This is a genomic window from Neobacillus terrae (assembly GCF_011393025.1).
GTDB lineage: Bacteria > Bacillota > Bacilli > Bacillales > Cytobacillaceae > Neobacillus_A > Neobacillus_A terrae.
On sequence record NZ_JAAOEO010000003.1, the window covers coordinates 367,772 to 386,882 of the forward strand.

The 19,111-nt window shown below is 37.4% G+C and carries 18 protein-coding genes; 10 read left to right on the forward strand and 8 right to left on the reverse strand.

Features of this window, described 5'->3' with window-relative positions; genetic code table 11:
* Positions 1-11: 11 nt before the first annotated feature.
* The 3 genes from G8761_RS06330 to G8761_RS06340 form a co-directional block, all read right to left on the reverse strand.
* A complete protein-coding gene (locus G8761_RS06330; RefSeq protein ID WP_166024885.1) occupies positions 12-851 on the reverse strand; it encodes an SDR family oxidoreductase in 840 nt (279 codons plus the stop codon).
* 56 nt (positions 852-907) lie between these two features.
* Positions 908-1,615: an SDR family NAD(P)-dependent oxidoreductase gene (locus tag G8761_RS06335; protein WP_166024759.1), complete on the reverse strand. Its 708-nt coding sequence runs from the start codon at positions 1,613-1,615 to the stop codon at positions 908-910.
* Positions 1,616-1,687: 72 nt separating this feature from the next.
* Entirely contained in the window at positions 1,688-2,119 is a 432-nt protein-coding gene (locus G8761_RS06340) for a VOC family protein (protein WP_166024761.1), read from the reverse strand.
* A gap of 337 nt (positions 2,120-2,456) precedes the next feature.
* On the opposite strand from G8761_RS06340, the gene G8761_RS06345 reads away from it, so the two are divergent.
* The 4 genes from G8761_RS06345 (at position 2,457) to G8761_RS06360 (ending at position 5,000) form a co-directional block, all read left to right on the forward strand.
* The gene (locus G8761_RS06345; RefSeq protein WP_166024763.1) at positions 2,457-2,882 is read left to right on the forward strand and encodes a MarR family winged helix-turn-helix transcriptional regulator; all 426 of its coding nucleotides are present in this window, start codon (positions 2,457-2,459) and stop codon (positions 2,880-2,882) included.
* 168 nt (positions 2,883-3,050) lie between these two features.
* Positions 3,051-3,698 carry an SDR family NAD(P)-dependent oxidoreductase gene (locus tag G8761_RS06350; protein ID WP_166024765.1) on the forward strand — a complete coding sequence of 216 codons (648 nt, stop codon included), beginning with the start codon at positions 3,051-3,053 and terminating at the stop codon, positions 3,696-3,698.
* A gap of 94 nt (positions 3,699-3,792) precedes the next feature.
* Positions 3,793-4,329, forward strand: coding sequence for an NAD(P)H-dependent oxidoreductase (locus G8761_RS06355; protein ID WP_166024767.1), 537 nt, complete (start codon positions 3,793-3,795; stop codon positions 4,327-4,329).
* A gap of 131 nt (positions 4,330-4,460) precedes the next feature.
* A complete protein-coding gene (locus G8761_RS06360; RefSeq protein WP_166024769.1) occupies positions 4,461-5,000 on the forward strand; it encodes an NAD(P)H-dependent oxidoreductase in 540 nt (179 codons plus the stop codon).
* Between the two features lie 234 nt (positions 5,001-5,234).
* Here G8761_RS06360 and G8761_RS06365 read toward each other — a convergent pair whose 3' ends face one another.
* Together G8761_RS06365 and G8761_RS06370 are read right to left on the reverse strand one after the other, a co-directional pair.
* Positions 5,235-6,431, reverse strand: coding sequence for a class I SAM-dependent rRNA methyltransferase (locus G8761_RS06365; protein ID WP_166024771.1), 1,197 nt, complete (start codon positions 6,429-6,431; stop codon positions 5,235-5,237).
* A 245-nt stretch (positions 6,432-6,676) separates the two neighbouring features.
* Positions 6,677-6,868 (reverse strand): hypothetical protein, encoded by a 192-nt coding sequence (locus G8761_RS06370; protein WP_166024773.1) that lies wholly within the window; start codon positions 6,866-6,868, stop codon positions 6,677-6,679.
* 346 nt (positions 6,869-7,214) lie between these two features.
* On the opposite strand from G8761_RS06370, the gene G8761_RS06375 reads away from it, so the two are divergent.
* A complete protein-coding gene (locus G8761_RS06375; protein WP_166024775.1) occupies positions 7,215-8,051 on the forward strand; it encodes a hypothetical protein in 837 nt (278 codons plus the stop codon).
* Positions 8,052-8,151: 100 nt separating this feature from the next.
* Positions 8,152-9,411, forward strand: coding sequence for a YeeE/YedE family protein (locus G8761_RS06380; protein WP_243449909.1), 1,260 nt, complete (start codon positions 8,152-8,154; stop codon positions 9,409-9,411).
* 124 nt (positions 9,412-9,535) lie between these two features.
* On the opposite strand, the gene G8761_RS06385 is transcribed toward G8761_RS06380, so the two are convergent.
* Positions 9,536-10,597: a tellurite resistance/C4-dicarboxylate transporter family protein gene (locus tag G8761_RS06385; RefSeq protein WP_338000917.1), complete on the reverse strand. Its 1,062-nt coding sequence runs from the start codon at positions 10,595-10,597 to the stop codon at positions 9,536-9,538.
* A 322-nt stretch (positions 10,598-10,919) separates the two neighbouring features.
* Between G8761_RS06385 and G8761_RS06390 the strand changes: the two genes are divergently transcribed.
* A complete protein-coding gene (locus tag G8761_RS06390) occupies positions 10,920-11,837 on the forward strand; it encodes an aldo/keto reductase (RefSeq protein ID WP_166024776.1) in 918 nt (305 codons plus the stop codon).
* Positions 11,838-11,983: 146 nt separating this feature from the next.
* Positions 11,984-12,688 carry a DUF421 domain-containing protein gene (locus G8761_RS06395; RefSeq protein WP_166024778.1) on the forward strand — a complete coding sequence of 235 codons (705 nt, stop codon included), beginning with the start codon at positions 11,984-11,986 and terminating at the stop codon, positions 12,686-12,688.
* Positions 12,689-12,737: 49 nt separating this feature from the next.
* Here the strand turns inward: G8761_RS06395 and G8761_RS27025 are convergent, their stop codons facing one another.
* Positions 12,738-13,052: a YdeI/OmpD-associated family protein gene (locus G8761_RS27025; protein ID WP_243449910.1), complete on the reverse strand. Its 315-nt coding sequence runs from the start codon at positions 13,050-13,052 to the stop codon at positions 12,738-12,740.
* Between the two features lie 576 nt (positions 13,053-13,628).
* Between G8761_RS27025 and G8761_RS06405 the strand changes: the two genes are divergently transcribed.
* Together G8761_RS06405 and G8761_RS06410 are read left to right on the forward strand one after the other, a co-directional pair.
* The gene (locus G8761_RS06405; RefSeq protein ID WP_166024780.1) at positions 13,629-14,570 is read left to right on the forward strand and encodes an ABC transporter permease subunit; all 942 of its coding nucleotides are present in this window, start codon (positions 13,629-13,631) and stop codon (positions 14,568-14,570) included.
* The gene (locus tag G8761_RS06410) at positions 14,570-15,544 is read left to right on the forward strand and encodes a hypothetical protein (protein ID WP_166024782.1); all 975 of its coding nucleotides are present in this window, start codon (positions 14,570-14,572) and stop codon (positions 15,542-15,544) included. The genes G8761_RS06405 and G8761_RS06410 overlap by 1 nt, the downstream gene beginning before the upstream one ends.
* A gap of 469 nt (positions 15,545-16,013) precedes the next feature.
* Here the strand turns inward: G8761_RS06410 and G8761_RS06415 are convergent, their stop codons facing one another.
* Positions 16,014-19,097: an efflux RND transporter permease subunit gene (locus tag G8761_RS06415; RefSeq protein WP_166024784.1), complete on the reverse strand. Its 3,084-nt coding sequence runs from the start codon at positions 19,095-19,097 to the stop codon at positions 16,014-16,016.
* Positions 19,098-19,111: the final 14 nt, after the last annotated feature.

A 19,111-nucleotide genomic window follows, 5' to 3' on the forward strand; every position in this document is an offset into this window, starting at 1 on the left:
AATCATTTCTTTTAAGCCAGTTTGGTCATTTTTGTACTTACTTCCCAAAGCTTCTTTGCGGTTATCTCGTCGTACGAAATAGGAGAAGAATTTGCCGCTTTTTTCTTAACAAAATATTTTCCACTTATACCATCCATTTGTGGCGATGAAGCTAAAAATATAGAGGTTTCCGCTCCTTTGTCAGGTGGCAGCATGAAAGGTTTCATTAAAGCCCCTGAAATTTTAAAAAATAATGATCCAGTATTTCCAAAATTCGTCCTGACCACACCGGGATGTAAACAGTTTACGGTCACCCCCGTACCTTGCAGGATTCGATCCAGTTCATAAGTAAACAATACATTGGCCAGTTTTGACTGATTATAGGCTTTTATGCCGCTGTATTTCTTCCGGCCATCTAAATCATCAAATTCAATTTTCCCCATACCCTGGGCACTTGAACTAACGTTTACGATTCGTGCCGGAGTACTTGCCTTCAGCAGATCAAGAAGTAAATTGGTCAGCAAAAAAGAAGCAAGATGATTAATAGCAAATGTGCTTTCAATTCTATCTGTAGTGAATTCCTGCTTCCACTTCATGACCCCTGCGTTATTTACAAGAACATGTAAACGAGAGTATTTTTGTTTAAAACTATCCGCTAATTGACGAATTGATTGTTGGGATGATAAATCTGCAAGCATTAAATCAATGTTCTCGTTTCCAGATATTGATTTAATTTCTTTTAATGCGGCTTCTCCGCGTACTTGATCTAAAGAGACCATGACTACAGTCGCCCCCATCCTTGCTAAAGCAATGGCCGTTGCTTTTCCTATACCTTGACTGGCTCCAGTAACTAAACATACTTTTCCTTCCATATTCTCCACAGCCTACTTCTCCTTTCCATTTCGTCCTTTTTTCGTGAAATGTTGTGTTACCAACTGATTCGCTGTCCATTTCGAAAAAACCCGCCGCTTGGACCATCTTCCTCCAATTCCGCAAGCCATAATATGGAACGGGATGACTCTTCAGCACTTCTTGGAGCATTAGGTCCACCCATATCCGTACGTACCCATCCTGGGCAGACAGCGTTGACCTTGATATTTCCAGAAACCTCAGAAGCTATTATTCGAGTAAGACCATTTAGGGCAAGCTTTGATAATTTATAGGATCCTGCTCCTGTGTAATCCATTTCATCCATTTGCCCATAGCCCGAAGAAATATTGACAATCCTTCCGTAATTATTTTTCTTCATTAGTGGAAGAAAAGATCGTATGAGATGATAAGGTCCCAAGAGGTTCGTTCTCATTGTTTTTTCTAAAATAGCAGGGTCTTCTTCTATTAGCTTTATGCCCTCATCCAAATAGACACCAGCATTATTAATTAACACATCCAGGCGGCCGTATGTTTGTTGAACGCACTCCACCGCTTTCTGAATGCTTTCGGTATTGTCGACATCAAGCTCAACAAAGCTAACCTCATATCCCTGTTTCTGCAAGGATGAAACAGTTTTTTGTCCTTTATCTCGGTCTCTGCTGCCCAATAATACTTGAAAGTTTTTCTCTGCTAATTGCTTGCTTAATTCAAACCCAATACCTTTGTTTCCACCGGTAATGAGGGCAATTTTTCTAAATTGAGACACTATGTCCTTCTCCTTTTCAATTGCTTGTACATACAATTTATTATAAAAAAACTTTTTTATGAAAATTCGCGGTTAATTAATAATCCGATATTCATTATCTTTATCCCTGTAAGAATCCTCTGCAACGGTAGGCCTTCTGTTTTCGAATATACCAAAGGAATTACCAGTTATGTCCTTAAATGTGTAACAAGGTCCATTCGGTATACCAATTGGTCCACTTTCTTCCTTCCAGCCTCTATTTCTTAATTCCTTTACTGTTGCATCTAGATCCTTAACTTCATAAATTGGCATGCATGTCGGTGGAGTAAGGTGATCTGCGATTAATATTAGTGGTCCTTCTCCTATTTCAAATGCTGCGACCTTTGCACCAAATCGGTCGAATGCCCAATGCAATTTGCCCCCAAGCACAGATTTATAGTAATAAAAATCAGATTCGAGATTTGAAGTTCCCATATACAAATACATTAATTTGTTAAACGGAATAGAACTTATTTTAATCACCATCCTTCTTTTAACCTACCCTGCTCATTTTTCAACTCTATGATTCGGCTTCATGTTCCGTGATTTTTGCTTCCTCCTTTTATGATAGTTCTGTTTATTTTATCTTTATAGTTAATTCATCCTTTCATTTTGTTTGTTGTTTGTACATACAATCATATTATAGCGATATTTTAGAAAAATCAATTAATAATTAGAATTACTTTTTTCTTCAAAACCGATTCGTGCCTTTTTATGCCTTTTTAGATAAGATTGTTTTGTAAGTTAATGTTAATGCCTGTTTGACAAAAAGTATGGATTGATGTAATTTGTATGTACAAGCAAAACGTAAGGGGTTTTAATTATGATAGATGACTTTTTTGACAATTGCCTGTATTTCACAGTCAATAAACTTTCTCGTGCCATTACAAAAATGGCTGAAGATTCCTTTAAAAAAACAGGTTTATCTCCTACTCATGCATTTTTAATGATGCTGGTTATTGATAAGCCAGGCATCTCACAGTCAGAGTTAGCAGACGCTCTGCATTTGAAGCCTTCTACTATTACTCGATTTGTTGATAAGCTCGTCGAAAAAGGTTTGATTGAGCGTAAAACAGAGGGTAAGAGGTCTTTAAATTTTCCAACTGAAAATGGAGAAGCTATCCTTAAAGATATAAAGGATGGCTGGAAAATTCTATATCGGGCTTACTCGGATGTTTTAGGTGAAGAAGAAGGAAAAGCACTAAATAAATTAGTCAATGAGGCAGGCTCTAAACTTGAAAAACAGTAGTACGTTATCCTTTAATGAATATTAAAAATGTATTCATTAAAAGGATTTCCCCTTTATAGTTGCTTGTACAAACAATAATATTGGGAGGGCAATAATCTTTAAAATTAATTTGATTTTTTTTGTTTTTTCATTTGTATATACAAACGTTGAAAGCAGGAGGAACTATTCATGTCAGAAAAAGTAATGCTTATTGTGGGTGCAGGATCAGGCATTAGCCTGAGCACTGCCAGGAAATTTGGCAAGGAAGGTTTTAAAGTAGCTCTCATTGCCCGTCGTTTAACAGCATTGCAGCAATATGAAGAAGAACTGCAGAGTGATGGAATTGAGGCAAAAGGATTTGTTGGAGATGTATCCTCAGCAGTGTCCTTAAAGGCAGCAATGGATGCTGTTTTTGAAACTTATGGAAAAGTTGATGTTCTCTTATACAATGCGTTTTCAGGAAAGCCAGGCAAACCAACAGAATTAAGTGCAGATGCTTTAATTAATGATTTTAACATTAACGTTGCTGGAGCACTAACAAGTGTTAAAAAAGTTGTCCCTCATATGGAAAATGGAACTATCCTTTTAACAGGCGGCGGGCTGGCACTTTATCCATATGCTAATTTTTCTTCATTATCTATTGGAAAAGCAGGATTACGCAGTCTAGCATACAGCTTGCATCAGGAGTTGAATCCGCAAGGTATTTATGTTGGCACATTAACAATTCAAGGATTTGTTAATGCAGGTACCTATTTCTCCCCTGAAAATATTGCAAATACGTTTTTTAGCATGTATGAAAATCAAACAGAACCAGAAATTATCTTTGAAGAAAAGTAAAAATTGGATAACTAATAACTTTGGCCAGAAATTAGATGTATGGAACAGAAAACGAATCGAAAACTATTAAAGAAATTCAAAAGGAGACTTAACTATGAAAACACTCGTCATCATCACTCACCCTAATCTTGATCAATCGCGAATTAATCGTGCCTGGATGGAGGAATTGCAAAAGCATGAAGAGATTACACTTCATACTCTTTATCAAGCATATCCAGATGGAAAAATTAACGTAGAACACGAACAAAGCCTGTTAGCATCACATGACCGTATTATTCTTCAATTCCCATTCTACTGGTACAGCACACCGCCTTTGCTGAAACAATGGCAGGATGAAGTTCTTTCCTACGGATGGGCATATGGAGAAGGCGGTGACAAGCTTCACGGGAAGGAACTAGGCCTTGCGATTTCTACCTTTGGCCCACAAGATTCTTACCAGTCAACTGGGTACAATCATTTTACCATGGAGACCTTAACCACTCCTTTACAGCAAACTAGCAATCTTATTGGTACTCAATTTATGCCATTATTCGTGCTGAATGGTGTTATGCATATCTCAGATACAGAACTTGCAGAAAATGCTAAAGGATATGTTGATTACGTTCTTCAGCCTTCCTTGATGGAAGCTTAATTTTAAAAATACAAAAGAGAGCTATTTCTTTCTCAAAAATGCATATTTGAAACAAATGTTTTATTTAAAATCATATTTAATTGTATGTACAAACAAATTATAACTCAAATCAACCAGAAAGGTGATTTTTTATGAAAACCTTAGTCATCGTTGCTCATCCAAACCTGGAGCGCTCAAAAGTAAATAAAACGTGGCTGAACCGTCTTCAACAAGAAGAAGATGTAACAGTCCATAATCTATATGCACATTACCCAACATTTGAAATCGATGCAGAAAAAGAGCAGCAGCTATTATTGGAAAATGATCGTATTGTTCTGCAATTCCCCTTCTATTGGTACAGCTCCCCTGCTTTATTAAAGCAGTGGCAGGATGTAGTTTTAACATACGGTTTTGCTTACGGATCAAAAGGAACCAGACTGCAAGGAAAAGAGTTTATGCTTGCTATTTCTTCTGGTGGTCCAGCTGAGGCTTACCAGGCAGGCGGTTACAACCATTATTCCATGAGTGAGTTAACCCGGCCATTCCAAGCAACAGCAAACCTATGCGGTATGCATTTCCTGCCCTCATTCCTTTTACAAGGAATGATGACATTAACTGAAGAAAGACTGCAGGAAAGCGCAGAAACACTTGCTGCTTATGTAACTAATCCAAATTTGCGTGCAGGAAGCTAAATTTATTACTTAGTAAACAAAAACCCCGGCATAAAACTATGCCGGGGTTTTTAAATGTGGCGATTTACCATAAATTATAGATCGAGTTTAAGATTATTGTGTTGTGTAACCGCCATCGATTGCAAAAGCTTGTCCTGTTACACTCTTAGATTTATCACTTGCACCCTAGTAAGACTTTCTTTTTTTCTTTATTTCCAAGGGAGGAACTCTATTCAATTGTGGGTAACTTTTCCCTTATTGCATTTTCTTTATAAAAACAACCTTCAGATAGCTGCCTTCCGGAAATTCTTTAATGGTTTTAAAATCTTTCGGCAGAGAAAATTCTTCTATTATCTTATAACTTTTATTAGTTTCCTTAAATGCCTGGTCAATAAAGCTTTTAAATTTACTCATGTTAAAAGCACTTGAATTGGTGGAAGCTACTATAATCCCTTGATCTTCAGTAATAGCAATGGCTTCCATTAAAAGATTCTTATAGTCCTTTTCCGCGCTAAATACCATCTTTTTAGACCTGGCAAAGCTTGGCGGATCAAGTATGACCATATCAAATTTCAGCTGATGTTTTACGGCATATTTAAAGTAATGGAAGACATCCTGGACTTTTATATCCTGTGATTCATAATCGATCCCATTCAAGCTAAACTGCTCTATGGTTTTGCTTAGACTTCGGTTTGCTAAGTCCACGCTTGTTGTTTTTGCAGCGCCCCCCAAGGCAGCAAACACCGAAAAAGCACCAGTATACGAAAAGGTATTTAGAACATTCTTTCCGTTTGCATAAGCATCCCGGATTCTTTTTCTTACATCCCTTTGATCTAAAAATACACCGACCATGGCACTTTCATTTAAATAAACAGCAAAATTCACACCATTTTCTTTTACAATAATCGGGAAAGCTCCTCTTTCTCCTGTTACAAAATCATCATCTTCGATATACTTTCCACTGACATCGAATCTCTTCTTTTGATATATCGCTTTAAATTCAGTTAACTCTTTTAACGCATTTACAATATAGTCTCGGAACTCGTAAATACCTTTGCTGTACCAGTTGATTAAATAGTAGCCATCAAAATATTCAATGGTTAACCCACCCAAACCATCACCTTCGCCATTCACAATTCGGAACGCATTGGTATCCTCGCTTTGAAAAAACGGCTCCCTAATCTTAATCGCATCTTTAATTTTATTAGTAAAAAAACTTTGGTCGATTTGTTCCTTTTCTTTTCTGCTGAGAACCCATCCATAACCTTTATTTTGTTTACCATAGTATCCCTTTGCTATAAAATGATTCATTTCATCCACAAGCCGGACAATGTTCCCCTCTTCAGAAGCATCATTTATGTTTATAATTGCTTCCTTCATAATAAGCGGATAACCATTTTTATATTTATTTACAAACTTACCTTTTACCTTTAAAGTAACTTCTCTTTTCATCTTGTCATCCCTTCTCGAAGACACCGATCATAACGAAAAAACCTAAATGTTTATATTAAAACCTAATAGCACTGGGCAATATCTACTCCAATAACTCCTCGTAATTATACCTTCTGATGGAATTTAGTTGCAAATACACCGAAATCTAATGATTCTGCCTCATCCATAATTAGGGATGCTAAAGTTCATTGAAAGGTGCGTGAACTATAAGTTAGCTAACACAAAAAATAACTAAAAAAAATGACTTACCCTTTAGGCAAGTCAAGTCCTTGATAGGCTGACTGAAATTTTCCGCCTGCAGCCACCTCTGCATGATACAGCGCTTTTAGAGCAAAGCTTTTCTCCAGATCATGTTCTTTCATTATCTCTTTTAGTCTCTTTTGTAATTCTTTATTATCCTTAACAAGCTTTTGCATTTGTGATTGTACATACTTCATTACTAACAAAACTCCCTTCCTACTTCCAATTTATATTGATCCCAGGCATGACTGCAGTTCATTTATATGAATAACGCCGATTAGTCCCTTAAACATAATACTCGAAGATATACTACCCGAATTAGGAGCTTATAATACTGTTTAGGCTTGCTATAGATTATCACCATTCAATTTAACTCCAAATTAAATACAGGACAATCTATAACATTATTACTCGCCTGAATGAAAGGGTTCATATCAGCCACAATAAAAAGGATTACCGTTAGACTAATTGTTTTTAGCAATTACATAAAGTAAATCGGCTTGATTTTTATTACGTTCAGCGCATGGTTTAGGAGAATCTGATATGAATATCTACCAGGCTATTTGGGACGCAGATATGAGAGGCAATGGTATTCGGCCAATCTTACCTAATGAAAAAGGTGATATTTCACAAGGATTCGTTGTTGTAGATATGGAAAGCGGTAATTCTCAACATTTTATTTTAAGGGATATACATATACCGGATAAAAAAAGAAGCAGCTATCTTTTGTTCGAAAAGCTCCTGGATAACTTTTCACTGAATCAAACAAGTAAAGAAAAGAATACAGAGAGTGAAGCTAATGAAATTGAAGACTTTTTATCAATGGCTATAAGCTCCCCTCCAATGGTAATTGCTAAAAAGTTTATTGAGGAGAATAACCAAATTGAATTAACCCCCTCCGAGTGGTATACATATCTATACGAACTATGGTTTCGGCAATTTGATTGGGAAAGCGGCAAGGATTTATCCGGCTTCGAGCATGTCTTTATTGGGGAACAAAAAGGAAGAAAGCTGGTAGGTCATCATTTTTGGTATAAATACTGGCTTGAAGTTAGTAATGTTATACATCATAAAGACCAACTTGATATAAGCTGTGCCAATCAACAGGAACAAAATCCTGTCGCACCAATAGTAGTGACAATTAGCTTCCATTTAAAGGCTTACGATTTTGCCAAAAGACGTTTTATTAAAATCTTCAAGAAAAAATGTGCATTCTTTGTTGGCCTGAGCCCTGAGGGACTTTTAGCAATGGGAACTGTTCGAGCTATGCCTAATGCACCTGTTAACTCATTAATTAACGGTGTCACTTACACGCTTGAACTAATTAAAAGCCCTGATGGAAAAAGCATTCGAACTTTTTACCCCGTTTTTGCAACCTAAGATTTGGAAGGATCTTACTCCTTTACTTTCAATTAAAATTGTATTACTATTGTTAAGTCATAAATTCATACTAAATCTATCGGTTATGGGGGTAAATAAATTGGCACAAACAGTAGTTAGCACTACTAAACCATTACATCACAAATCCCAATCGACCACTATTGTATCTAACTTAAGCCCAATGCAAAAGGGATTGGTTGTTGTCGGGATTATTATATCTCTTATTCTATTATTTGCTATTGTCCATTCATCCAATTGGACACAAGGCAGCCTATTCCTTATAGGTTTACTTTTGGGAGCAACATTGCTTTATGCCCGCTTTGGTTTTACATCAGCTTTCCGCAGACTTGTTTCCGTTGGGAATGTTCAAGGGCTTCAGGCACATATGCTTATGTTTGCTGTCTCAACTACATTATTTGCAATTATATTAAGTACCGGCTTTAGCTTTACCGGAATTGCTCCAAAAGGCTACGTTTCCCCTGTTGGTGTCAGCGTAATATTCGGTGCCTTTCTTTTTGGAATAGGCATGCAGCTTGGTAATGGATGCGCCTCAGGAACCTTGTATAGCTTGGGCGGAGGTTCATCTTCCATGATTTTAACTCTTATCGCCTTTATTGCAGGTTCAACCCTTGGAGCTTATCACCTTCCGTTTTGGAATAACACTCCGACTCTCCCAGCTATTTCTTTAGCTGAAACAACAGGTCTTGGATATTTTGGTGCCTGGCTCCTTCAAATGGTAGTGTTTATCGCCATTTACTGGGTTACTGTTAAAATTGCTAAAAAGAAAAATCCGCCAATGATGAAACCACTTCCGACAACAACAGGATGGAAAAAGGTTTTACGTGGTTCATGGCCATTATTTACTGCTGCGATTGTATTGGCAGTACTCAATGCTTTAGTTCTTACTGTTCGCGGAAATCCATGGGGAATAACTTCAGCCTTTGCTCTATGGGGTGGAAAGTTCCTTAATGCAGCAGGTGTCGATGTTTCCAGCTGGGGTTATTTTGCTGGACCTAATGGACAGGCTCTTAAAAATACAGTCTTAGCTGATTCTACAAGTGTCATGAACTTTGGAATCATCTTGGGAGCCTTTATTTCAGCTTCCTTCCAGGGCACTTTTAAACCTAAAAAAATTAAGCTAGGTGTAGCTGGAGCGGCCATTCTTGGAGGATTATTGATGGGATATGGATCCCGACTTGCATTCGGCTGTAACATAGGAGCCTATTTCAGCGGAATCTCTTCCTTTAGTCTTCACGGATGGGTTTGGGCCATTATGGCGATGCTTGGAACATTCGCAGCTTTATTTATACGCCCATTATTTGGATTGAAAGTTCCCTCTTCTAAAGACACATTCTGTTAATTAGATAATAATAAGTATACTGCTTGCAGAAAAAGTAACTCTGCAAGCTTCTTTTATATCTAGATTGCCTTATTAAGTGAGGTAAAAGCATAGCAACAAAGGAGACCTTTTAAGGGTCTCCTTTTTATGACTTCTCTTTAGCCATTGATTTTGAATACTTTCTTAAACTATCAAATAAATGTTTGATCAATCCAAGGAATACCCATATCCATGCTGCCATCGCGATATAAACCATAATATGGGGAATTACTATTAAAAAAGAAACCTTTAAGGCTTTCGATAGCTGAAAGGTGCCGGCTGTGTACATCGAAAGTGGGAAAACCATTCCCCAAAGCTGCGAATCGTAAGAAAGCGGATAACGATGATAAAGATAACGCCAAATCATAAGTATAAATAATAATGGGATCCACCATGTACCCATTATCCAGAAGAATAAAGTAAACCCTTTTAAAAATGGCGTAACTTCTACAAGTAAGGGCCAAAGCCGCGAATTTAAGATGAGTGTTGAACCAGCCAGTGTGGTAATGGCCACTGCCCCCATATTAATCCAATAAGGTGGCGTAAGCTCAGAGTATTCAAGTTTTAAAAAAATAAAACGATAAAAGATAAGAGTAATCATGTTGATATATAACATACATCCAAGAAAGTACATACATAAAGTAACAAACAGGATTACTCCCCGTCCTGCTTCCACATGGGATGATATGAGCGTGCCAAGTACCGAAATGGACTGTGTTGCCACCACCGCAATCAGCCATGTCCCATTAATTCCTTCTGCAATGGCCGGCTTATCCTTTCTTACAGTAACGGCCGCAAAAAAAGTATACATAACAATTTGCCATAAAAGCACAGCGAGGACCAATAAATAAATCGCTGCAGAATAGTTCCTATCAACAATAATTAGTTGGCTGCCAAGCACACAGGTCCCTGCTACTAACGTAAAAAAACCTGGTCCCTTTGTATGGCTTGTTAGATCCTCTAATACCCTGGGAAAATAGCCAAAAAGACGAATAAGAGTAAGTATCCATAATGAAAGATAGGCAATTAAATTAATATACAATAATATCTTTGGAAATGATTCCATCCCAAGCTGAAAGGTTCCTATTGATAATGCCCCCGTTGCCATCACGAGTGCAAAATATCCTGGAGAAAGATTTACAGCTTTTTGTTTTAAAAAGGAAAACACTTTCTCACTCCTAAATATATGTTTTTATTTATCTAAAATAATAGTAAAGATTTTTCCGAACTCTATGACCTATTTTTATCACAACTTATAAGTGGCTCCTTGAGGATATAACTGGGTAGATATTAACGTTTTTTCATCATGTTCTCACTGTAAGATTTACCTCCTAGCATAAATATTGATAGTTATCATACTAGTGTGTCAAAATAGGTACGATATCTAAGTGTTTCAATGATTCAGGTATTTAGCTGGATGTGAAAGAATCAATAAATCTTTTTACCATTCCACTAAGTCAACCCATTCTAAACATTGGAGGAAATGGTCCATGAGAAAAATGAAACTGGGAAGTAGTTCTTTAGAGGTTCCAGTAGTAGCTGTTGGCTGTATGCGAATTAACTCGCTGGACAAACCACAGGCTGAGCGCTTCGTCCAAACAGCTTTAGAAGAAGGTGCTAACTTCTTCGACCATGCGGATATTTATGGTGGAGGAGAATGTGAGGGGATTTTCGCAGATGCCATCCATATGAACGCAGACATTCGCGAGAAAATTATTCTCCAATCAAAATGTGGCATTCGCAAGGGAATGTTTGACTTTTCAAAAGAACATATCTTAGAGTCTGTAGATGGAATTCTTCAGCGTTTGAAAACTGATTATCTTGATGTTTTGCTTTTGCACCGTCCGGATACTCTTGTGGAACCCGAAGAAGTTGCTGAAGCCTTTGATATCCTTGAAACTTCAGGTAAAGTACGTCATTTTGGAGTTTCTAATCAAAATCCAATGCAAATTCAGCTGCTAAAGAAATTTGTAAAGCAGCCTATGGTTGCAAACCAGCTGCAATTAAGTATTACTAATGCCAATATGATTTCTAATGGAATCAATGTAAATATGGAAAATGATTCAGCCATAAACCGGGATGGCAGTATCCTTGATTTTTGCAGGCTAAACGATATCACTATTCAGCCATGGTCCCCTTTCCAATATGGATTCTTTGAAGGTGTATTCCTTGGTAATGAGAAGTTTCCTGAATTGAATAAACAGATCGATGAAATTGCAGCAAAATATGACGTCAGCAACACTACTATCGCCATTGCCTGGCTTTTACGCCACCCTGCTCAAATGCAGCCCGTGATTGGCACAATGAATATTGACAGGCTTAAGGACTGCGTAAAAGCAAGTGAAGTACGCCTTACAAGAGAAGAGTGGTATAGTATTTATCGTGCGGCAGGCAATATCCTTCCGTAATTATTAAACATAACTTTTTAAACGAGGCACAATATGTCTCGTTTTTTTATTAGCTCAAAGGACTGCTTTCCGGCGATTGAGGGTTATAAAAATAACATTGGTGTTAAACTAATTGATAGCTTATTGGGTTAAAGGATGTGTCCTATATGGATTTTTTTCAAAGCCAGGATACGCTTACCGCATTTGAGTGGGTTCTTCGGGCTTTAGTAGCTTTTCTATTTTTAATATTAGTTGCAAAAATTTTGGGGCAGCGGGCTATCTCCCAATTAAGACTTCTCGATTTTGTTATTGCCCTGGTAATAGGAAATATTATTGCCCATCCATTATCAGATCAACATATTGGACTTAAAGGTTCCGTTATATCAACCATTGTATTGGTGGTGTTGTATCTTGGGGGCACTTTTATGATCCTTAAATGGCCATGGTTTAGAAAACTAATTAACCCTGCGCCGATCACCATTGTGAAGGATGGAGAAATTATTTATAAAGGATTAAAAAAAGCAAGAATATCAATTGATGTTCTTTTAGAAGAACTGCGGGAAGAAAAAGTTGATGATGTAAAGAAAGTATCCCTGGCAATTTGGGAAGCGGATGGTAAAATTTCATTTTTTTTAAATCCAAAATACCAGCCACTAACACCTGCATCCTTCAATATGGAGACAGAACCCTTCAATTTGCCGTGTATTGTTATTAAGGAAGGTAAAATTAACTCTAAGGAATTAAAACAAATTAAGAAAGACGAAAGCTGGGTTATATCCAGGTTAGAAAGTTTATATCATACTGAGGTAAAAAACGTTCTGCTTGCCACTCTTGACGAAAAAGATAACCTGAAGGTTTTCTTATATAATTAATTAGAGGCCTATAATATAGAAGGTAAAATAGGCCTCTATAGAAATTAAATTATTTGTCTTTGTTATATAAATCTCGGCTTTTATATCCCGCTCCAAGTATCATTTTCATTTTCTCGCGCCTATTTGCCTTTGTCGAGTCTTGTTTCGCACTATAGATATAACGAGCCCAATCTTTACGATACCCCTGAGTAAGTGATTGATAGAAATTAAGTAATTCAGGTGTATCCTGCAAGTCCTTTTCTACCTCAGGAATTAGCTCAATATACTCATCCACACATTGACTTGCCTTGTTAACAGTCTTATTTCTATTTTGAGAATCCTCTTTTAAACCAACAATAGTAAATGTTTCATTTAACCCGACCATACGGACAAACTTGATATTGCTTGTCCCAACATAACCGGTTTCTTCAGCCTCTAACCCTTTAATAAATCATCACGGTGAATATAGGATGAATATTCTTTGTTTCCTTTCTTAGGATAAGCGGCATAGATATAGCCGTTCTTATTTAGAAGATTATTATTGATAACATTAAATATGATTTTCTTTAAAGAATCCATATCTAAAACAAAGACAAAGATTAAATCGTATGAACTGATTAAGTTTAGATTAGTATCATAATCTTTTAGATTAGCAAAGTAATCTTTGCCTTCCGGTAAATTTAAAACAGCAGCTTTTTTATATTTTTTTAAATTTAGTTTTCTACTATTGTTTTATTCATATTGTTCTTCCCCTCAAAGGTTTACATTGCCAAAATGAATGGAACTACATTTGATTTTTTAATCAACAAATTACTATTTTACACAATCGACCTAATAATGTGTAAGATCATATCCTAGTATACATCCATATATATTTGAAAATATATTGAAATAATTGAATAATTTGTAATATTATTAATATAAGGAACTCCGCCTTGCTTTCATAGGGGAGGAAAATGAATTGAATCTTTTTTTACGTTTATTAAGCAGTCTGTTACTTTGGGTTTGTATGGCAACAATTGTTATATTAATCGTTTTACTGCCACGGGATACAGTATCACACCGGGTTGGTGTGAAGGATATTATGTCCTATCATTTCACCTGGGAAAACTATAAAAAAAATATTGATGATTATTTTGAGGAGGTTAAAACGAAAAAAAGCCTTGGGACCACTAATTTTGAACAGCCTGTGGAATCTGAGCTGTTATTTTACTTTAAGAGAAGTATTATCGTTTTGCTTCCTGCAATGGTTCTCAGTATATTTTTCGGGATATGTAAAGGTGTTTTTGACTACCGGTTTCAAGCCTATAAGTTAGGACAATTTTTTGGAAGAGGTACTACTTGGATGGGCCAGGCAGTACCAGACTTTTTTCTGATTTTTCTATGTCAGACTTTTTTATCTATGGCAATGAACCATGGCTTTCCAAAAATACATATGTACGGTAATGATGTTTGGTATAGTTTCTTTTTTCCAATCATTTTTTTATCCATGTATCCTGCATTTGTTATCGCAAGATACACCTTCCAGGCATTAGAAGAGGAAGAGGAAATGGATTATATTAAAACAGCAAAAGCAAAAGGTGTTCCTGAACGAGTAGTACTTTGGAAACATATTCTTGGAAACTGCTATCCCAAATTACTTCAGCATTTTATGCCTATTATATTAATGTTATTTTCCGGTATGTTTGTTGTGGAATTTTTAACCTTATATCACGGCATTGGATGGCGTTTAATCACTGCTATACACATTAGATATTCAATCATGGCAGGCGAACCTTTGCCGATTGATGCACCTGCCGTTATAGGCTTTAGCCTATTATTAATGGTTCTATTGCTTCTTGCACAATGGATAAACCAAATTCTAAATTATGTCCTGGATCCAAAAAGAGGAGGGGATTTTTAATGCAAAAGATACCTTCTTTATGGATTGGTATAATAGGGTGCAGTATGCTCGCCATCTTTTTTGTTTTTGGCCCTTATTTGCCACATGTTGATAAGAACGTTACTCCCCATAGTTATGTTGTAGGGCCAGAGAGCAATCTTGATTTTATTCTCCCTCCCTATACACCAAATAAAGACTTTCTGCTAGGTTCAGACAAACATGGAAGAGATATATACAGTGCCTTAATCATGGGAACCCGCGGGACATTAACAACCGTTTTCGCCATTTCTCTTTCTACCTTCTTATTAGCCGTTCCTCTTGGAATTGCGGCAGCACATTTGACCTTTTTCAGGCTGTTATTACAGGCATGGAATTATTTATTTTCAAGAATACCTGTATTTTTTTACATCATTATCGTTTCTACCATTCCCTTTTTTATATTTTCCCCTCATCGGGCAATTTGGATGGTTAGTTTTTTAATAATATTTGAACTTGGAAAAGTTGGTGACGTTGTTTACAAAGGTGTCAGCCTTATTCAAAAAACAACCTATTACGAGGCAGGAATTATATCAGGCTCTAAGCCATATGGACTGTGGAAAAGATATTATTGGCCGGGCTGCTATCCTCAGTGGGTCGCCTATTTTGTTCAGCATTTAGGCAGTATGTTATTTTTACTCGGACAATTAGGGATCTTCGGAATTTTTATATCTCAGTCTTTGGCCCAAGGAGAACATCCTTCATATTCAATCGATAATACAGCACTTGTTTGGCCAATGTTTTTATTCGATGTTTTAATCGACTTTGATGCATTTCCATGGATACCTTTATTTAGCTCTTTATTTATTACCTTATCCATGTTTTCTTTCGTTTGTTTGGGCGAGGGTATATTAGACTATCATTTAAGAAAACAAAGAGGATTAATTTCTATTCGGCCACCGAGAAAACCTTTTTTACCACGTTTAAGAAAAAAGGTAACAGCTAATGTGAAACTTTAATCAGAAAAACAAAGGGGGCCTAATCCCCCTTTGTTTGTTTTCGGTATTATTCACCCTACCACGTTAGCATACTGTCCTTATTGCCTGCTTCTCATTATTCAATTAACCCACCCCCCTATTCCTTTTTCTTTAATTAATAATGCGGTACTTTCATAAATTAAAAAAACTTAGCATTCGCGAAGTCCTTTGCGGATGCCTTAGTTTTGCTTATCACGCTCAAAACGGCACATCCTCGAAAAAGCTATGCTTTTTCTTCGTGCGAGGCAAAGCTGACGCAGCTTTCCTTGTCCTGTGCCTTTCGCCTGACTAGGACTTCCTCGGAAAAGCAGGTGCTTTTCCTTCGTGAGATGATGTTGCTGCCGAAGCCTTCCTTTTTCTGTCCGTTGTACGTTCAGAAGTTATGGGTATAAAATCTGATTAGCCAAAAAAAGCCCTACAAGCTGACGAATCAACTTGCAGGGCCAATGAATTAATTTTCTTCTTCTTCTCTGCGATTTTTCTTGAATAGCTTAGATAATACTTCAAAAACTATCGGTACAACAATTAACGTTAATAACGTAGAGCTTGTTAAACCACCGATGACAGTAATACCAAGACCTTTCGAGATTAATCCCCCACCGCCTGAGCCAAGTGCTAATGGGATTAACGCACCGATTGTTGCGATTGCTGTCATCAGTATGGGGCGTAAACGCGTTGCACCAGCTTCCAGTACCGCCTCACGCATAGCCATACCATCACGTTCCATATGGATAATACGGTCTACCAATACAATGGCATTCGTTACAACTATTCCGATTAACATTAATAGACCCATCATGACAGATACAGAAATTGTTTCATTTGCTATTAATAAACCAACAAATGAACCAATTACCGCAAATGGCAGCGAGAATAGAATTGCAAATGGTGCAACACCTTCACGGAAGGTTACAACAAGGATGAAGTACACGATTGCAATGGCCGCAAGCATTGCCATCCCAAGTTGTGTAAAGGTTTCTGTCATATCCGCCTGTACACCGGCCGTTCCTACAGTAACTCCTTTCGGTAAATCCAACTTATTAACTTCTTTATCGACTTTTGAAGTTACTTTTGAAACATCCTTACCAAGGATCGTTCCTGAAACACTGGCGTAGTATTCACCTTTACTACGGGCCAGCGTATTTAGTGTTGTACCTTTCTTCACGGTTACAAGTTCAGAAAGAGGCTTTGTTGTACCAAGCGCGGTTGGAACGGGTCTAGCCAGAATATCCTTAATTGATTCCGGTCTTTTAGATTGTTCCTGCTGCACAATGACATCTAATGTGTCTCCATCCTTTTGAATTGTGGTTAGAACGTCCTGTGTTTTATTAGGGTTTAACATCATGACAATCTGGCCTGTCGTTAACCCATACTTGATTAAGTCGTTCTGTGCCACATTAAAGGTATACTCTACATAAGCATCTTCAGCACTAGAAGTAACGTCTTTTAAATCTTTTCTCTTATTCAACACGTTTTCTACCATCTTAACCGACTTATTTAGTTTATCTAGGTTATCACTGTAGAAGGTATAGCTGACTTCGTTTGAATTCATCGAAGTTGGAGAGAAGTTCTGCGACTTCCACTCTCCTGACTGGCCAAGATTTTTAACATAGTCTTCAATTCTATCACGAACTTTAGGGAAATCTTCCATGTCAGGGTCAAAGATGAGGTACATTAAGGCACCTCCACCTCCGCCACCCATCATCGCAGCCATCTCATCGCCCTTTTCGGTGAGTGACATTTGAACGATGTCAATATCATCCCGTTTGAGCATCTTCTCCTCGACCTCTTTAACGTTTGCCATTGTTTCTTTAGGCAGCTCGCCTGCTTTTGGCGTATACGTTAAATACATCACTTTATCTTCTTCGCTGCCCATAAAGCTAAAACCAATTAATGGTGTTAACGCCAAACTTCCTGCTAATAAAACGATAGCAATGATGGATGTGATTACTTTATGATTTAATGCCTTATTCAGAACCCCTTTGTACCAGTTAGCTAGCTTTCCTGCCTCTTTATGACTTTTTTCTGTTTTTTCACCATATAACTTTTTCTTAAATAAGAAGTGAGAAAGAGCCGGAACAACCGTTATTGCCACCAGTAATGAAGCGCCGAGCGCAAAGGTCATTGTTAAGGCGAACGGGGTAAACAGCTCCCCGACCATGCCGCCAACGAAAATAAGTGGTGCAAATACTGCCACCGTTACTAACGTCGATGAAAGGATTGGTTTGAACATTTCAATCGTCGCTTCGCGAACAAGGGCACGTCCATTTAGCTTTTCTTCCCTTAAATGAAGACGACGGTAAATGTTCTCTACGACGACTATCGAGTCATCGATAACACGGCCAATTGCCACCGTAATAGCACCAAGGGTCATAATATTAAGCGTAATATCCATCCAGTTTAATATCAGTAAGGCCATGAAAATGGAAACTGGAATAGACACAATCGAAATAATCGTAGATTTAAAATCACGAAGAAATAGCAAAATGATTAACACTGCAATCAAGCCACCGAATAAAGCTTTTTCCACCATAGTTCTAACGGATTCTTCAATTGGTTTACCCTGGTCAAGTGTTACATCAATGGTCAGTCCATCTATTTTTGTCTTTTGTTCCTTGATTACCTTTTTTACATTATTGACCACATCAACTGTGTTGGCTTGCTGCTCTTTAACAATTTGAATAGCAATAGCCTCTTTACCATTTGTGCGTGATAACGATTTAACTTTACCCACTACATCAATCGCCGCAATATCACTTAGCTTTACAAATGGGGATGGATGGGCTATTGATGGAGTAACAGGAATTAACATATTCTTTAATTCCTCTGCTGTCATGAACTTGCCGTCAACAGCGGCAGCTTGTTCACCTTGTTTAAACTGATAAAGTCCTAATGAAACAGCCATATTACTTGCCTGAATCATTTGCTTCACTTTATCTTCGGTTAATCCAAACTCAGTTAACTTTGCTTTGTTATACGTAAGGTCTACTTCTTCAATATGCTGGCCAGTAGTCTTGGCAGACGCCACACCGTCAATTTTTTCGATTTTTGGAAGAAGGGTGTCCTCAACTGTTGAGGTTAATCCAACAATATCTTCCTTTGCACTACTTACACTGAGAGCCACAACCGGCATCATATTCATGTTAATCGCTGTCACCTTCGGCTCTTGTGTTCCTTCGGGTAACTTTACTGAATCTAACGCCGATTCTAAGGCTCTCTTTGCCTCAGCCATATCAATACCGTACTCATATTCAACTTGCAGACTGGACATGTTAGAATATGAATTTGAGTAAACAGCTTTTACATCTTCAAGTCCTTCTACCGCTTTCTCAATCGGCATGGACACATCTTTCATTACTTTTTCAGGAGTGGCACCAGGATATACATCCATGACCATTAAGTATGGTATAGATATATTTGGAATTGTCTCCATGTTCATACGTGTACCAGAATAAATACCAGACACTGTAATGATAATGGTCAGCAGCCATACGGCTAGTTTATTCCTTAGGACAAAATTGACTAAACCTTTCACTACTACACCTACCC

Bases quoted from the DNA above. Each gene is read 5' to 3' on its own strand.
- G8761_RS06330 (WP_166024885.1), bottom strand. From the start codon at position 851: ATGGAAGGAAAAGTATGTTTAGTTACTGGAGCCAGTCAAGGTATAGGA.
- G8761_RS06340 (WP_166024761.1), bottom strand. From the start codon at position 2,119: ATGGTGATTAAAATAAGTTCTATTCCGTTTAACAAATTAATGTATTTG.
- G8761_RS06345 (WP_166024763.1), top strand. From the start codon at position 2,457: ATGATAGATGACTTTTTTGACAATTGCCTGTATTTCACAGTCAATAAA.
- G8761_RS06350 (WP_166024765.1), top strand. From the start codon at position 3,051: ATGTCAGAAAAAGTAATGCTTATTGTGGGTGCAGGATCAGGCATTAGC.
- G8761_RS06355 (WP_166024767.1), top strand. From the start codon at position 3,793: ATGAAAACACTCGTCATCATCACTCACCCTAATCTTGATCAATCGCGA.
- G8761_RS06360 (WP_166024769.1), top strand. From the start codon at position 4,461: ATGAAAACCTTAGTCATCGTTGCTCATCCAAACCTGGAGCGCTCAAAA.
- G8761_RS06365 (WP_166024771.1), bottom strand. From the start codon at position 6,431: ATGAAAAGAGAAGTTACTTTAAAGGTAAAAGGTAAGTTTGTAAATAAA.
- G8761_RS06370 (WP_166024773.1), bottom strand. From the start codon at position 6,868: ATGAAGTATGTACAATCACAAATGCAAAAGCTTGTTAAGGATAATAAA.
- G8761_RS06375 (WP_166024775.1), top strand. From the start codon at position 7,215: ATGAATATCTACCAGGCTATTTGGGACGCAGATATGAGAGGCAATGGT.
- G8761_RS06390 (WP_166024776.1), top strand. From the start codon at position 10,920: ATGAGAAAAATGAAACTGGGAAGTAGTTCTTTAGAGGTTCCAGTAGTA.
- G8761_RS06395 (WP_166024778.1), top strand. From the start codon at position 11,984: ATGGATTTTTTTCAAAGCCAGGATACGCTTACCGCATTTGAGTGGGTT.
- G8761_RS27025 (WP_243449910.1), bottom strand. From the start codon at position 13,052: ATGGTCGGGTTAAATGAAACATTTACTATTGTTGGTTTAAAAGAGGAT.
- G8761_RS06410 (WP_166024782.1), top strand. From the start codon at position 14,570: ATGCAAAAGATACCTTCTTTATGGATTGGTATAATAGGGTGCAGTATG.